Genomic DNA, 15,969 nt, shown 5'->3' with positions numbered 1-15,969 from the left:
GTTTCATCGATCCAGGGCACCTGNTCGTANTGGATTTTAAGGTCGAANTAGAACNCNCCNCGGATNAAGCGAAGNTCCGCCTGACGNGCNGCTTTGTTCGGGTAGACACTTNCATCCACNTCATTCATGACCTGAAGCGCCGANTTCACNCGGGAAATNCCCGTGAAATCNCGCACCCACTTCTTGTTGTTCAGATCNATNAAATCCGGNGGGAAGGACTCACCGTCAGCCACCANAGGNTCGTANAGTGACAGAGCGTGATAGGCGAAAATGTCCGCCGCACCGTTACCGCCCTTGTGGGCATCGCCNGCACGCAGNTTNCCCGTNGGCCACAGGTACATNGGNGCNGTGTAGTGGTCGTTGCCCAGNTANGAGTAGGCNGACGTCACCAGNGCATCCAGNTTATCAACGGTNTTTACCTGATCTTCACTCANGGCCGACTTCGGCTCAACGTCCAGAGAGTCGCTGCCACACGCCGTAATGGCAAAGGCCATNACCGCGGACAGTGCTAACTTATANGTCTTATTCATGATGTTAACCTCAATTGTTCAATATTTGAATTCGTTATAGGGTCCCGGTTTAGAAGGTGACATTCACACCCACATTGATNCTGCGCGGAATCGGGAAAGTCGCTCCCGGCGTTTCCGGGTCCTGAGCCAGGGTGCCGTCCGGCGTAATGGTCAGCAGGTTCTGCCCCTGAATATAGAAGCGACCCGTGCTGGCACCAATGGCACCCCAGAAGGTATCCGACGGGGTGTAACCCACTGACAGGTCACGCAACTTGANGTAGGANGCATCTTCCCAGAAGAANGTGGAAGANCGGGCNTCGTTGTTGTTGTCGACCANGGTCAGCGCCGGCACNTTGCTGCCGGTATTGTCCGGGCTCCAGGCNCCCAGCACGCGATCACCNTAGTTNGAACCGGCGTTGAGCGAGGTGAAGTCGGTGAAGAAGCGCCAATGGTTGCGAATCTGCCCACCGTGAACGCCCTGCCAGAACATATTGAAGTCCCAGTTTTCATAGCCGAGCTTGAAGTTCACGCCATAAATCAGATCCGGATCGGAAGTNGTGAANAACGTCTGGTCNGCCTCGGTGATTTCGCCNTCGCCATTNAGNTCGGAGTAGCGAATTCGACCTGGNGCCGCGCCGCCCTGNGTNGCATGNGCNTCGACTTCGTCCTGATTCTGGAACANGCCGTCAGCTACGTAACCATANACCGCATTNATGGACTGNCCGAGAATNGTCTTGTCACGCCCATCACCNGGGAAGGAGTTCACCACNTCGGCGGGCANTGANATGACNTCGTTCTCGGCACTNGAGACGTTACCNCTGATCTCNTAATTGAATACNCCNANGCCNTCNATCTCGAAGTCNTTGGCNTAGTTCAGNACCAGNTCNAAACCGGAGTTCTCGATGGTACCGCCNTTAACAATCTGGGAGGCNCCTTCACCCTGAGTTGCCAGAGGCTGGGTGCGGGTCAGAATATCTTCNGTGGTCTTGTCGAACCANTCCAGTGAACCCCAGAAGGAACCACCGAACATTTCAAAATCGATACCCACGTTGGTCTGTACCGATGTCTCCCACTTCAGGTCCGGGTTACCGATCTGCACCCGGGCGAAGCCCGACGGCAGGTTGCCGGTNTCCGCACCATTCAGGTCGTACGCGGTNCCCTCATCCTGCTGAGTGGTAAACAGAGAGGTCGTCGCATAACGGCTTTCGTAGATGGTGGANGTCGCCCGGGTATCGATTTCCTGGTTACCGTTTTCACCCCAGCTTGCACGCAGCTTCAGCTCGTCGATAAAGTCGACATCGAAAAAGGCTTCATCAGAAACAAACCAACCGGCAGACACGGCGGGGAAGGTACCGTACTGGTTGTTGTCACCAAACCGGGAAGAACCGTCGCGCCGTACCGTGACAGACGCCAGATAGCGACCTTCAAAATCGTAGTCAATCTGAGTGAAATAGGACTGCATATTCCAGGCGTCACCGGAGCCGCCCACTTCGGTTCCAGAGGTACCNTGGGACAGGAAGGCATAATCGCGATCATCCGATGCATAGCCCTGGTTACTGCCAGAGAATCCTTCGGTTTCAAAGTCAACTGTTTCCGCACCCACCAAAACCTTCAGGAAGTGACCACCGTCAAAATCCCAGCTCTGCTCGGCNGTATTGGTCCAGACCAGAGTCTTNTTCCANTTGTGCATNGTGCTCANCTGNTCCTCAAAGTTGAGGTTACCCGCCTGAAATGCGCGNGTGTAATCGCGATAGTAGAACTGNCCGTAGTCCACACCAACGTTGGAGCGAAGAATCAGATCATCCAGCGGCCGATACTCTACATAGGCGTTACCCACCACCCGATTGTAGGTGTTCTCGTTATCCTTGTTCATTGCGATCANACGAACCGGGTTNTCCCGGTCGGTAATGCCCGCTGCCGGGCCACCCCAACCNATNCCNTCTTCNGTACGAATCGGAACNATGGACTGCTGCTCGATAGAAAGGTTNAGCACACCTTCTGCCAGATCGTTGACCTTATTGGACACTTGGTTGGTAAAGGTGAAGTTCTCGCCAATGGTTACGTCNCCATCAAGAAAGTCGAGACTGGAGTTGACACGAAACGCCAGACGCTCAAACTCGGATTCATCCACTACNCCCTGTGCATTGTAGTAACCAAAAGAGGCATACACATTGGAGTTNTCCGATGCATTGCCCATGGAGACATGNAGGTCACTGACCTTCGCGGTGCGGGTNACAGCGTCAAACCAATTGGTATTCGCCGGNCGCATGGTCTGTGCCGNATCAAGGTACTCCGGCAAACGGATTTCACTCAGCTCCGGGTTGGCGTAGTCGCCATTCCANTCATAGGNATACAGGGGGCTGGCGTTATTCGGATCAGTACCATCATTGACNGCTGCCTGNAATACGGCNCGNGCCCGCTGCTGNGTNNTCAGNGGGTTNAGGTCNTAGGAGTAATCCTGATANGACTGATTGAGCTTNACNTGAACACCTTCNGCGTCNGANCCCTTCTTGGTGGTNATCACGATNACNCCGTTNGCNGCNCGGGCACCNTAGACNCTGCCGGTNGCCGCGTCNCGCAGNACCTGNATNGANGNAATNTCGTTNGGNTTCANNTCNTGCATGCCNTTGGTGGTNGGCACGCCATCAATCACNTAGAGCGGGTCATTNAANCCNAGNCCGCCAATNCCCTGCCCCCGAATACGCACGCGAGAGGNTGGATTAGGGTTACCGTTTGAGGTGATCTGCACCCCNGGGAGTCGCCCCTGAAGGTTTTGCATGATGTTGCCGGAGGGCAGATCCTGAACATCNTCCAGGTTCACNGCATTCACTGCACCGAGCAGTTTCTTCTCTTCGGTGGTGCTGTAGCCGGTGACCACCACNTCTTCCAGCGGCTGGAGCGTGGGCTCACTGCCATCCTGGCCNTANGCCAGCCCCGGCGTTATGGCGCACGCCAGCGCGCTCAANGTAAATAGTGACTTGTTCATAGAGTGCATCCTCTTATTTATTGTTGAAGCTTGGTCTTGGTAAACGGTCTGTAGGGAAACGCTTGGTGCGACTCCTCTTTACCCCTGCCTGACACCGGNCNAATAGCCATGCGTTATCNGGGAAAACCTTCTTATACTNANAATCTATTAAGGCTTGAGCGTCGTCACANNCCCAGGCCCTGACCCTCTAAATTACAGAATGATTTANCTCATTTCAACTATTTTATTAACCTTGTGTTAATAATAATTGGGGATATANCTGCCATTTAATAAGCCTAAAATCATATAATTTCAAATAACCCCAGTATTGACACTTATATTTAACCGTGATTTACTTAATCGAAATAGGCGCATGNCGCNANNCAGTAAACCTAATAAGAGCGAGAATCAACGTGAAGTCACTACCCTGCCTNTATGCGGGCATCGAAGCCGGCGGCACCAAGTTCAATTGNGTGCTGGGTCGCTCTCCGACGGAGATTCTGGAGCGCGCCAGCTTTCCGACGACCCGCCCGGATGAAACCCTCGGTGCCGCNATCCAGTTTTTTGAGCAGGCCCAGGCCCGGCACGGTGCCATCGCATCGCTCGGGGTAGCCTGCTTTGGNCCGGTGGACCTGTCTCTGGACTCCCCCACATACGGCTTCATCACCGACACACCCAAGGCGCATTGGTCCAATACCGATGTGGTGGGCACGCTGTNCAAAGCCTTGGGNGTACCGGTGGCCTTTGATACCGACGTCAACGGNTCCGCGCTGGGGGAAGGTTCTCTGGGCGCNGCTCAGGGGCTGGACGACTATGTGTATGTCACCATCGGCACGGGCGTGGGCGCCGGCATCGTTGCCAANGGNCANCCGGTGAAGGGTGCCATGCACCCGGAGGTCGGCCATATGCTTCTGCCCCATGACCGGGAGGTCGACCCNTTTCCNGGNGCCTGCCCTTTTCATGGAGACTGTGTCGAAGGCCTGGCCTCCGGCCCGGCGATTGAAAAGCGCTGGAAGCAGAAGGCCGACACCCTCCCCCAGGATCACGAGGCGTGGGACATTCAGGCTGATTATCTGGCCGCCCTGTGCTGGAACCTGACCGTCACCTACTCCCCCCAGCGGATCATTCTCGGGGGCGGGGTGATGAAGCAGGACCANCTGTTCCCGCGAATTCACCAGCGCTTTCAGGGCCATATCAATGGCTACCCCTGCGGNGNCGCTGCCAAAAACCCGCAAGACTATATTGTGGCCCCCGAGCTCGGCGGTCATGCGGGCGAAGTCGGNGCACTATTGATGGCACAGGCCATTGCGCCTTCGANGACTTCAACCGCGGCCGGCTGANGGCTCTGATCATTCATTAATTCTGATCACTCATTAATACAGAGGANCCACGCACGATGGCTCCCTNAAAATCACAAACAATAATCCAAGCGAGGTAGTAACCATGAACCATTCACCGGGGGCCGCACCGCCCCGTTCTCATCGAGTTGTCATNTTCAGCACCATCGTGGCCGCCNTNGGGGGGCTACTGTTNGGCTTTGATACCGCCGTCATTTCCGGNACCACCGGTGCNCTGGAGCGGGAATTTGAACTCAGCAGCAACGGGCTGGGCTTTACCGTTGCCATCGCNCTGATCGGTACGGTCATCGGCGCATTGAGCGTGGGNAAACCGGCCGACTGGCTGGGCCGCAAGCGCTCNCTGATGGTCATTGCNGTNATGTATTTCATCTCTGCCGTGGGCAGCGCACTGGCCACGGTCTGGGGNGAGTTTCTGGTCTATCGNCTGATCGGCGGNCTGGCNGTGGGTGCCGCCTCAGTNGTGGCACCGATGTACATCGCGGAAATTTCNCCCGCCGCCATGCGCGGCCGGCTGGTGGCNATCAANCAGTTGAACGTGGTCGGTGGCATTCTGCTGGCGTTTCTGTCCAACTATGTGATTGGCCTGTCCATTGACGATGCGACGGCATGGCGCTGGATGCTGGGTATCGAAGCGGTNCCCGCGGCACTGTTCCTCGCCNTGCTGTTCCTCATTCCCTACAGCCCGCGNTGGTTGGTCAAGAAAGGNCGCACGCGTTGAAGCCCACGACGTTCTGGTCAAAATGGGNGAGCCCAACGTCGAGCAGGAGCTGGCGGATATNGAACGTTCACTGAAAGATAACGACAACGGCGCTTCGGACCGCCTGTTCCAGCGCAAATATATGTTCCCGATTTTCTGCGCCTGGGCCATTGCCATGTTCAATCAGCTCTCGGGCATCAANGCNNTGATGTACTACGCNCCCCGCATNTTTGAGAGCGCCGGNTTCAGCACCGAGGCATCCCTGCTGCAGGCGGTTCTGGTGGGTGGCACCAATTTCATGTTCACCGTCATCGCCCTGTTCATGATCGACAAGCTCGGCCGTCGTCCCCTNCTGTTCATCGGCTCCATCGGTACCGCCGCCTCGCTGTTTCTGGTCAGCTTCCAGTTTATGGCCGAGGAAATCTCCGGCAGCCTGGTGCTCTACGGTCTGCTAGGCTTTATTGCAGCCTTTGCCATCTCTCAGGGCGCCGTCATCTGGGTGTTCATCTCGGAAATTTTCCCCAACCGGGTGCGAGCCAAAGGCCAGGCGTTTGGCAGTTTNACNCACTGGTTCATGGCGGCCGCGGTGTCCTGGCTGTTCCCGGTGTTTGCCGACGGCAATGGCGGGCTGGTGTTTATTTTCTTCGGTCTGATGATGGTCCTGCAGTTCCTGTTTGTCTGGAAAATNATGCCGGAAACCAAAGGCACATCACTGGAAGATCTGGAGTACACNCTNCANGTGCGCGACANCGCANCNGGANAANNCGAANACCGCCNCNTCGGCCTGACAAGATCANCNAATAATCAATCACNANNANNCNTATAGCGAGGTTTACCATGCNCAAGACATTCACCCTTCCCCTGACCTCCGCGCTGGCGCTGGCCGTCGCCGGCTGTACTGGCAGTAACACCACCAGCACACCGAACGACACCGCGGCGTCAGCAGAAACCAGCGGTCCGGCAACCACGGCTCCTTACCAGGAGACGTTCCGTCCGCAGTTCCACTTCACCCCNAAAGAGAACTGGATGAACGACCCCAACGGGCTGGTATACCACAACGGTGAATACCACATGTTCTACCAGTACAACCCCTACGGCGACAAATGGGGCCACATGAGCTGGGGTCACGCCATCAGCAAAGACCTGGTGCATTGGGAAGAGCAGAAGGTGGCCATTCCCGAAGACGAGGAGTACATGATCTTCTCGGGCAGCGCTGTGGTGGACCATCACAACACCTCCGGCTTCGGCACCAAGGACAACCCACCGATGGTGGCCATCTATACCGGCCACAAACAGGAACCGGAAAAGGGGCAGGATCAGCAACTGGCCTACAGCCTGGATAACGGTCGCACCTGGACCAAGTATGCGGGCAACCCGGTGCTGGATGAAGGCATGGAGAACTTCCGTGACCCGAAAGTGATCTGGCACGAAGAGAGCGAGCAGTGGATCATGGTGGTGGCCTTGTCGACTGACTACAAGATCGCCTTTTACAGCTCACCCAACCTGAAGGATTGGACCTTCCTGAGCCATTTCGAATCCCCGGGATCCGAGCTGGGCATCTGGGAATGCCCGGATCTGTTTGCTCTGCCGATTGACGGCGATGAAGACAAACGCAAATGGGTGCTGGAAGTGGACCTGGGTGCGGGCGAGGAAGGCTCTGTGGCCGGGGGCTCCGGTGGCCTCTACTTTGTGGGCGAGTTTGATGGCAAGCAGTTCATCCCCGATGAAGATGCCATGCCCGAGAGCGAATCCGGCCCGCACCAGTGGGTGGANTACGGNAAGGACTTTTACGCCGCCGTNTCCTGGTCCGANGTNCCNGAAGAAGACGGNCGNCGTATNTGGGTCGGCTGGATGAANAANTGGCAGTANGCNCAGGAACTGCCCACCTCACCCTGGCGCAGCTCCCAGAGCATTCCGCGCACCCTNGAGCTGGCGAGCCACGACGGCGGCCTGAAAATGGTTCAGGAGCCGGTGGATGANCTGCNGACCTTGCGGGGCGAGCAAAAATCACTGAGCAACCTGACCGTCACCAATGACACCCGTTCACTGGCCGACTGGAACATTCAGGGCAAGGCACTGGAAATGAAAGTGACCTTCACTCCGGGCNATGCCGANGTGNTTGGCCTCAACCTGCGCACCGGTAACGATGAAAAAACCGTGCTGCGCTACGACGTGAGCGAGGAAACGCTGGCGCTGGATCGCACCCAGTCCGGACAGGTGGACTTCCACGCGGATTTCCCGGGCGTTCATGTGGCACCGCTGCCGCTGGATAACGGTCAGGTGGAGCTGCACGTGTTTATCGACTGGTCCTCGGTGGANGTCTTTGCGCACGACGGCGTGGTCGCCATNAGTGACAAGATTTTCCCACAACCGGACAGNGAGGGNNTTGAAGTGTTTGTCGAAGGCGGTAGCGCCACCTTTGACCGCATCGANGCCTGGCCNCTCAAGTCCATCTGGTAAGCGCTCACCGAAGCAACGNANCAAAAAAGCCCCGGCANNTGCCGGGGCTTTTTTGTTGGAGCCGCCATTACNTCAACGNCGACTCAGATCATGCGCCGCTCCGGCACACTGCCNTTNAGCAGNACGGTTTTATCCGCGCCGAAAGACGAATAGAACGGCAGAATGCCGCCNCCCACCGCAATCGCGTCCGGGCCCAGTTGNCCNGGAATGATGGCCGGCACAAAAATNTCNTTGGCCGCCATACTACCCAGGCGCCGCTCTACCATCGCCACCAGCTCTTCAATGATAAAGCGCGGCAGGTTGGCATCGATCACAATGGCTTTCAGATCCAGGATGCTGATGGCCGAAAGAAAGGCAAACACCATGGCATCGGCACAGTCGTTCATCCACTCCTGGATGTAGATACGGGCATTATCGATGTGCTCGGGCAGCTCGCCGATGTGACTGATCTCGATGCCCTTCTGGTTCAGNTACCGGCGNAGTGTCAGCAGCGACGCCCGCTGGGTCAACATGTCAAANCCGCCCTTNCCCGGCTCATGGCCGAACAGCTCGGAGTGGGGAACGGGCATTGACGCCAGCTCCGCCGCGTTGCCATGCACACCGGGCTCNAGGTTGCCGTGCANCACCAGGCCACCGCCGATAAAGGCGCCGATATTGACGTACAGAAAATCCGAAATATCCCGNCCGACGCCGAGCTGCAACTCCGCCACGGCCGCNGCGGCCCCGTCGTTTTCAAAAAACACNGGCAGGTCNATACGNCTGGANATCTCTTCGCTCANNTTGATATTGCGCCAGCGCTCAGACAGCTCATCGGCCATTTCCAGATCNCTCNGCCAGGCNCCCAGGAACCAGGGCATGGCNACNCCGACCCCNCGCAGGCGCTTCTGACCGGATTTGTCCAGGTGGTTGCGCAGCTCGGGCAGCAANAGATCGATCTGTTCGATGATGTAGTCCGGNTCCGGCTGATCGAATTCGCGNTTGAANTGGGCCAGGGTCTTGCCGCTGAANTCCAGCAACAGCAGCTCCAGATCGCGCCGCCCGATCTTGATGCCAATNGAGTANGCGCCGGCCGGGTTGATGGCGTAGAGNGTTGACGGCTGACCGAGNCCNCCGAGGCGGCGCCCTTCACGAATCACCAGCTCGTTCTGCTCGAGNTCNTCNACGATGCGGGTCACCGCNTGGGGCGTGAGGTTGGTGGCNCGCGCCAGATCGGATTTGGACGCGGTGCGNTATTTGCGCAAATGGGTGAGCATCACCCGCTCGTTATAGCGACGCAGGCCGCTGGAGTTACTGCCCTGACTCATGTATTCCGGCTCCCGATTGGACTGACGGCTACCGCTTCGATGATTGAATACGTATTCAACGGCAGCCCTTTGTCAAACATCACCGTAGTTTAACAAGGCGCGGACCATTAAGGCCAGCACCTTGTCAGTTCTGGGCTGGAACCCCAGCAGTCCGGTTCATTAGTCTCGCCAGGTATTATTCCAGCCAGACCGGATAGTAGTCATACTCGCAGTAGCTGGAGTCCAGATCACACACTTCCAGCACCGCATAGAGCTTCTCGGGCAACTCGTAAATCAGCGGGCTCACATCGGTCACATAATCATCCAGGCCGCAGGCCATGGTCAGGTCCGGGTAGTACTGACAGATGCGGATGGCTTCCTGGTCACAGGGCAGGCCCTCGCCGCACACTTCGGTGTACACCCCGTAGCTGCCGGTCAATGACGGGCGGTCGTTCAGGCGGAAACTCACCTGATAATCTTCCAGGCTGTTCACCTGCCAGTCGATCTCGAAAATGCCCGCATCCACATAGGGATCAAACGTCAGCGGCACCCCCGGATCCAGCGCCGTATCCACGCCATAGCTGTCGATGATATTGAAGGTTTTGAGATAGGGCACAAAGTCCGAACCCCGATGGGGACTATCGTTGACGTGCGTGACCTGCACATGGCTTTCATCGCACCCCATCAGGATCAACGAGGCAGTCATCACGATCAGGCTCAGTATACGATTCACGGGGCACCCCCTATGCATTCCGGTTAACGTAATGCCAGATTACCTTCCGGGATCTGAATCGAAACTGAACGCGCGAACTAAAGTCAGGCGGCAAGCAAACCGGCGGCCCCCTCCACCAGAAGCTTGATGCCGGCGACCAGCAACAGGCCATAGCAGGTCCAGTAGAACCAGCGATCGGACACCCGCTTGTGCAGGTAAACGCCCAACAGCACCCCCAGGGGCGCGAATGGCAGAAGCACCAGGGCGGTGGTGATATTGCCGATATTCAACTGACCAAAGAAGGCATAGGGCACCAGCTTGGTGTAGTTGACCACACTGAAAAACAGCACCGTGGTGCCCACAAACACGGTTTTGGGCAGGTGCTGAGGCAAGAGATAAATCGCAATGGGTGGGCCACCGGCGTGCGCAATATAGCTGACGTAGCCGGACACGCCGCTCCAGAAACCGCCTCGCCAGACGCTGGGCCCGTGGGCATGGAGCCGCTGCAACAGGTATTTGCCCCAGAGGTAGTGGCCCACAAAGTAGAGCGCCATGACGCCGATCATCAGGCGGATCATGTCCACGCTCATGTACTGAAAGGTCAACGCACCGCCGAGCAGGCCCACCATGGCCCAGGGAAACATGATCTTCAGGTTGGCCCAGTCCCAGCGGCCGCGAAAGCTCCACAGGCTGACCAGATCCATGGTGCACAGAATGGGCAGAAGGATACCGGCGGCCATCCGGGGGTCGATCATCAGGCTCAGCGCCGGCACCGCCAGGGTGCCCAGGCCGCCACCAAAACCGCCTTTGGACAGGCCAACAAGCAACACCACCGGAATCGCCAGTGCGTAGAACTCCCAACCGCCAATCATCCGCCGCTCCCGTCAAAAAGCGGCCATTGTACCAGTGAGTTACCCCCTCAAGCGCTGCTATCCTTTATCGGGATCGCCGCTCGAGCCCCCGGGGCCCTCTTTGTCCAGCCGCTCCAGTTCTTTCTGGTAGGCTTCCAGATCTTCCCAATCGTAGGGGGTCCCGGCGTTCAGGTGATCCGGGTGGCGGGCCCGCTCTTTGGCATGGGCCTGCAGGGAGTGGTCCTCCTGTTCATGTTCTTTGGCTTTTTCGCGCTCACGCTCGTACTTTTTCAGAAATTCCGACGCTTTCATCGCACACCTCCGGGCCCATTGGCCCCAAAAACCACACTTTTCCGTTATCATTAGGACAACACCAGAGGAGTCACTATCCATGCAACTGTTTGGCAGCTACACCTCCCCCTACGTTCGCCACTGCCGCATCGCGCTGGCCGAAACCGGCTTGCGTTGCGAGTTCATTGAAAGCGACACCCGCACCAGCGCCGAGCGCTCGCCCAGTCAGAAACTGCCCTTTCTACAGGACGGTGAACTGCTGTTGACCGACTCGTCTTCCATTCTGCGCTATCTACGGGAAAAAGCCGGCCAAAGCTTCTTTCCCAGTCTTCGGGATTACGACGATTTCTGCCTGACCAATACCCTGATGGATGCCGCTCAGATTCTCCTGGTGCTGGAGCGTGACGGCCTGACCCCGGAACAAAGCCCCTACCTGGAGCGCCAGCGCCGTCGTATCGACACCTGCCTCGATGCGCTGGCCCAACGCCCTCTGAGCGGCCAGGCGCCCTACAGCGACTTTGAACTGCGCCTGGGGTGCGTTCTGGCCTGGGGCCGCTACCGGGACCGCTTCAACTTTCACCAGTACCCGAGTCTTACGGAGCTGCTGGAAGGCCTGGATCAATATGCGCCATTTGCCGACACGGCGCCACCTCAGTGATCCGACTGAGTAACGCGTCAGTATTTTTATAAGAAGACCGACCGCTNCNGAGGCGGTCGACTCCGACCAACCACGAGAATCGACACGACCATGACTGAGCGACAGACCCAGCACCCACAACGCGGCCGGGCGCCCACTCTGATCGACGTGGCCAAAGTGGCGGGCGTCTCGCCCATTACCGTTTCCCGGGCACTNAATCAGCCCGAACGGGTGTCGGAAAAGGCGCGAGCCAAAGTCACCGCCGCGGTCGANAAAACCGGCTACCTGCCCAACATGCTCGCCGGCAGCCTGGCCACCCAGAGCAGCCGCCTGGTAGCGCTGATCGTACCGACGATCGCCAATCCGATTTTCGCCGAAACCGTCCGGGCCATCACCGAAACCCTGGAACAGGCCGGTTACCAGACCTTGCTCGGGTTNTCCGGGTACTCCGAGGCNCAGGAGCANGANCTGCTGGAGGCCATTCTCTGTCGCCGTCCGGATGGCATCATCCTCACCGGCCTGAACCANACCGACATCAGCCGAACCCGCCTCAANGCCGCCGCGATTCCCATTGTCGAAACCTGGGATCTGGGGGATCAGCCCCTCGATGCCCTGGTCGGCTTCTCGCACCTGGACGTGGGCCGCANTGTCGGGNAGTACCTGCTGAACCAGGGACNCCGNCGNTTCGNGGCCATCAGNGCCGACGACCAGCGCGCNGAAGANCGCCTGGCGGGCTTCATNCAGGNNCTGGACGAGGCCGGTATCAGCCCCGACGCCGTGGAGCGACTGGAAACCCCCGCNCGCTTCAGCCAGGGCCGNNAGGCCTTTGCCCGCCTGCTGGAGCAGGGNNTCCGGGCCGAGGCGGTTTACTGCAGNTCCGACACCCTCGCCCANGGGGTANTGACCGAAGCCNGNGCCCNGAACATCGACATCCCCGGTGACATGGCGTTNATCNGGTTCGGCGACCTGGATTTCGCCGCCCANACCCTGCCCTCGCTCACCTCGGTGCAGATCAACGGCGCCGAAATCGGNTANCGNGCNGCNCANCACCTGCTCAGCGCCATGACCGGCGAACACCCTCCGACCGAGCCCGTGACCATCGACGTGGGCTTCCAGATCGTCAAACGCGACAGCGCCTGATTTTCCGTCTTTTTGCCATCGGGTCTTGCAATCCAAAAATGATTGCGCAATCATAGCAGCCATCAACCNGGCCCANACGGCCTTAAAACAGCTATAAAAACACGACAGAGAGANCCCTATGAGCCAGCCCAAACGCTCTCCCGAAGAGCTGCGCAGTCACCGCTGGTACGGCGTNAAAGACCTGCGCTCCTTCGGCCACCGNTCCCGGACCGCCCAGATGGGCTACACCCGNGACGACTACGCCGGCAAGCCGGTGATNGCCATCGTCAANACCTGGAGCGACATCAACCCCTGCCANACCCACTTCAANCAGCGNGTGGANGAGGTCAANCGCGGCGTCTGGCAAGCGGGNGGCTTCCCGGTGGAGCTNCCNGCNTCCACCCTGTCCGAGCCCTTCCANAANCCCACNGCCATGCTCTATCGCAATATGCTGGCCATGGAAACCGAAGAGCTGNTGCGCGCCTATCCGGCCGACGGTGTAGTGCTGATGGGCGGCTGCGATAAAACCACCCCCGCCCTGATCATGGGGGCCATTTCCGCCAACCTGCCCGCGATTTTTGTACCCGCCGGGCCCATGCTNCGCGGAAACTGGCAGGGCAAGACCCTGGGCAGTGGTTCCGACACCTGGAAATACTGGGCCGAACTGCGCGCCGGCAACATCACCGAGGAAGACTGGCAGGGCGTGGAAAGCGGCATTGCCCGCTCCCCGGGNCACTGCATGACCATGGGCACCGCCTCCACCATGACCAGCGTGGCCGAGACNCTGGGCCTGTGCCTGACCGGCGCCGCCTCCATTCCCGCNCCGGATTCGCGCCACGCCCAGATGGCCTGNAGCACCGGCAAGCGCATCGTNGAAATGGTCTGGGAGGATCTGACCCCGAAAGACATTCTCACNGAGACGTCATTCGACAACGCCATCAAAGTCGCGCTGGCTCTGTCCGGCTCCACCAACTCGATCGTGCACATCATCGCCATGGCCCGNCGCGCCGGTTTCCCNCTGACCCTCGACCGNTTTGACGCCCTNGCNCGACACACCCCGGTGATCGCCAACCTGCGCCCCGCCGGCGCTTACCTGATGGAAGACTTCTACTACGCCGGNGGCCTGCCCGCCCTGCAGGAAGTGATGAAGTCCCTGCTGGATCTGAACCANCNCACCGTCACCGGNAAAACCCTNGGCGAAAACATCGCCGGCGCACGGGTCTTCAACGACGATGTCATTCGCTCCCTCGACAACGCGCTGTCCGAGCGGGACGGCATTGCCGTGCTGCGTGGCAATCTGGCCCCCGATGGCGCGGTGATCAAACCCCCCGCCGCNGAACCGCACCTGCTGGTGCATACCGGCCCGGCGGTGGTGTTTGAAAACCANCAGGAAATGAGCGAGCGCATCGATGACCCGGCCCTGGAGATCANNGAAANCTCCATCATCGTACTCAAAAGCGCCGGCCCCCAGGGCGCNCCNGGCATGCCCGAGTGGGGCCANNTGCCCATCCCGAAAAAACTGNTGGANAAAGGCGTGCGCGACATGCTGCGCATTTCAGACGCGCGCATGAGCGGCACCAGCTACGGCGCCTGCGTCCTGCACGTTGCCCCGGAATCGCACGTCGGGGGGCCCCTGGCCTTAGTGCAGACCGGTGATCTGATTGAATTGAACGTACCCGAGCGCAAACTCAATCTGCTGATCGACGAGGAGGAAATGGCCCGTCGACGCGCCAACTGGAAGGCGCAGGAGCCCAAGTTCAGCCGCGGCTGGGGCGCGCTCTATCAATCCCATGTGAGCCAGGCCAACGAAGGCTGTGATTTCGATTTCCTGGAAACCATTCCGGTGACCGACATCACCGATCAGGAACCCGATATTCACTGACGCCGCCACGCGCTAAAAAAACACTCGCGAGCACCAAAAAACACGAGAGAACTGTTATGTACGAAGCCATGCGCAACGCCCTGAACGGCATCTCCGGAGTACACATCACCCCCTATGACAACATGGGCGAAGTCGATCAACCCCTGCTGCACAAGGTGGTCGATCGCATCGCCAGCGCCGGGATTCACAACATCGTCACCGGCGGCAATACCGGCGAGTTTTACGCCCAGGACCTGGACGAAGCCGTGCTCGGCTATCAGGTTGCAGTAGAGGCCAACGCCGGTCGCGCCAAAGTCACTGCCGGTGTCGGGCGCAGCGGCCGGGAAGCCATCCGCCTGGCAAAAGCCGCCCAAGAGGCCGGTGCCGACGCCCTGATGATCCACCAGCCACCGGACCCCTTCTGCTCGCCCCGGTTGGTCATCGACTATATTCAACAGATCGCCGACAGCACCGACCTGCCCATCATCGCCTACGCCCGCAGCCCGGGCCTGGAGCCGGGGCACTTCGTTCGCCTGGCGGAAATAGAGAATGTGGTAGCGGTCAAGTATGCTGTACCCGACCCGATCCGGCTGGGTGAATGTATCCGCGCCACTCAGGGCAGCCCCCTGCAGTGGTTGTGCGGTCTGGCGGAAAGCTGGGCCCTACCCTTCTACGCTTGCGGCGCCCGGGGTTTTACTTCGGGACTGGTGAATGTGGCCCCGGAGTTGTCTCTGACGATTCACGCGGCGCTGGAGCGCGAGGCGATGAGTGAGGCCCGGGCTTTGGTGGACCGGATTGCCGAGTTTGAAAAAATGCGCACCTTTGAGGCCAATGGGGCGAACGTGACGGTGGTGAAAGAGGCGATGCAGATTCAGGGATGGCCCGTGGGGCCGACGCGCGCACCCGGGGTGGTTGAGTTGAGTGAGGCACAGCGTGAGGCGTTGAAGGAGATTTTGAAAGGTTGGTAATACCTCGGAGGAGCTTAGTTACAGCGCTTCGTATCGGAATGCTCCGCCTGGGTATACCTTTGTGAGACACGCCGTGAACCCGGTCCCCTTCGCGCTCCCGGCGCTTCGGGACACTTCCCACATCCATGTGGGGCGTCCACGGGCTCGACGCGCGGAGTCCCTCCGCTTACGGTCTCACAAAGGGTTACCCTGCCTCCGCGCTGCCAAATTAACGTTTCGGGAAATAGCACCTTTCGGATGTGGGGTTTGGTGTTGCAC

General features: G+C 58.9%; 11 protein-coding genes and 2 pseudogenes. 8 read left to right on the top strand and 5 right to left on the bottom strand.

Annotated elements, in window-relative coordinates:
- Nucleotides 1-579: 579 nt before the first annotated feature.
- Nucleotides 580-3,495: pseudogene (locus CMG77_RS07360) on the bottom strand (SusC/RagA family TonB-linked outer membrane protein).
- A 326-nt stretch (nucleotides 3,496-3,821) separates the two neighbouring features.
- Between CMG77_RS07360 and CMG77_RS07355 the strand changes: the two are divergent.
- From CMG77_RS07355 to CMG77_RS07340, 4 genes and pseudogenes are all read left to right on the top strand, one after another.
- Complete coding sequence (locus tag CMG77_RS07355) at nucleotides 3,822-4,814, top strand: ROK family protein (RefSeq protein WP_502691782.1); 993 nt, start codon at nucleotides 3,822-3,824, stop codon at nucleotides 4,812-4,814.
- A gap of 103 nt (nucleotides 4,815-4,917) precedes the next feature.
- The gene (locus tag CMG77_RS07350; protein WP_286903906.1) at nucleotides 4,918-5,550 is read left to right on the top strand and encodes an MFS transporter; all 633 of its coding nucleotides are present in this window, start codon (nucleotides 4,918-4,920) and stop codon (nucleotides 5,548-5,550) included.
- 22 nt (nucleotides 5,551-5,572) lie between these two features.
- A pseudogene (locus CMG77_RS07345) lies at nucleotides 5,573-6,355 on the top strand (MFS transporter).
- A gap of 11 nt (nucleotides 6,356-6,366) precedes the next feature.
- Nucleotides 6,367-7,989 (top strand): glycoside hydrolase family 32 protein, encoded by a 1,623-nt coding sequence (locus tag CMG77_RS07340; protein ID WP_286903904.1) that lies wholly within the window; start codon nucleotides 6,367-6,369, stop codon nucleotides 7,987-7,989.
- A gap of 83 nt (nucleotides 7,990-8,072) precedes the next feature.
- Here the strand turns inward: CMG77_RS07340 and CMG77_RS07335 are convergent, their stop codons facing one another.
- The 4 genes from CMG77_RS07335 to CMG77_RS07320 form a co-directional block, all read right to left on the bottom strand.
- Nucleotides 8,073-9,242: an ROK family protein gene (locus CMG77_RS07335; protein ID WP_502691784.1), complete on the bottom strand. Its 1,170-nt coding sequence runs from the start codon at nucleotides 9,240-9,242 to the stop codon at nucleotides 8,073-8,075.
- A gap of 226 nt (nucleotides 9,243-9,468) precedes the next feature.
- Entirely contained in the window at nucleotides 9,469-10,005 is a 537-nt protein-coding gene (locus tag CMG77_RS07330; RefSeq protein ID WP_123638027.1) for a hypothetical protein, read from the bottom strand.
- A gap of 83 nt (nucleotides 10,006-10,088) precedes the next feature.
- Nucleotides 10,089-10,856, bottom strand: a complete 768-nt coding sequence (locus CMG77_RS07325) for a sulfite exporter TauE/SafE family protein (RefSeq protein ID WP_024460947.1) — start codon at nucleotides 10,854-10,856, stop codon at nucleotides 10,089-10,091.
- Nucleotides 10,857-10,913: 57 nt separating this feature from the next.
- Entirely contained in the window at nucleotides 10,914-11,147 is a 234-nt protein-coding gene (locus CMG77_RS07320; protein WP_024460948.1) for a hypothetical protein, read from the bottom strand.
- Between the two features lie 79 nt (nucleotides 11,148-11,226).
- Here CMG77_RS07320 and CMG77_RS07315 point away from each other — a divergent pair, with 79 nt between their 5' ends.
- From CMG77_RS07315 to CMG77_RS07300, 4 genes are all read left to right on the top strand, one after another.
- Nucleotides 11,227-11,784: a glutathione S-transferase family protein gene (locus tag CMG77_RS07315; RefSeq protein WP_286903900.1), complete on the top strand. Its 558-nt coding sequence runs from the start codon at nucleotides 11,227-11,229 to the stop codon at nucleotides 11,782-11,784.
- A gap of 90 nt (nucleotides 11,785-11,874) precedes the next feature.
- A complete protein-coding gene (locus CMG77_RS07310; protein WP_286903898.1) occupies nucleotides 11,875-12,903 on the top strand; it encodes a LacI family DNA-binding transcriptional regulator in 1,029 nt (342 codons plus the stop codon).
- A 118-nt stretch (nucleotides 12,904-13,021) separates the two neighbouring features.
- The gene (gene araD, locus CMG77_RS07305) at nucleotides 13,022-14,764 is read left to right on the top strand and encodes an L-arabinonate dehydratase (RefSeq protein ID WP_286903897.1); all 1,743 of its coding nucleotides are present in this window, start codon (nucleotides 13,022-13,024) and stop codon (nucleotides 14,762-14,764) included.
- A gap of 56 nt (nucleotides 14,765-14,820) precedes the next feature.
- On the top strand, nucleotides 14,821-15,711 hold the full coding sequence (locus CMG77_RS07300; RefSeq protein ID WP_286805359.1) for a dihydrodipicolinate synthase family protein: 891 nt from the start codon (nucleotides 14,821-14,823) through the stop codon (nucleotides 15,709-15,711).
- Nucleotides 15,712-15,969 lie beyond the last annotated feature (258 nt).

It is taken from the genome of Marinimicrobium sp., from assembly GCF_002695945.1.
Lineage (GTDB): Bacteria > Pseudomonadota > Gammaproteobacteria > Pseudomonadales > Cellvibrionaceae > Marinimicrobium > Marinimicrobium koreense.
The sequence above is the reverse complement of the archived record's forward strand: the minus strand, read 5'-3'. Positions and strand labels throughout refer to the sequence as shown.

Coding starts and splice junctions, on each gene's coding strand:
- CMG77_RS07325 (WP_024460947.1), bottom strand. CDS start 10,856: ATGATTGGCGGTTGGGAGTTCTACGCACTGGCGATTCCGGTGGTGTTG.
- CMG77_RS07320 (WP_024460948.1), bottom strand. CDS start 11,147: ATGAAAGCGTCGGAATTTCTGAAAAAGTACGAGCGTGAGCGCGAAAAA.
- CMG77_RS07315 (WP_286903900.1), top strand. CDS start 11,227: ATGCAACTGTTTGGCAGCTACACCTCCCCCTACGTTCGCCACTGCCGC.
- CMG77_RS07300 (WP_286805359.1), top strand. CDS start 14,821: ATGTACGAAGCCATGCGCAACGCCCTGAACGGCATCTCCGGAGTACAC.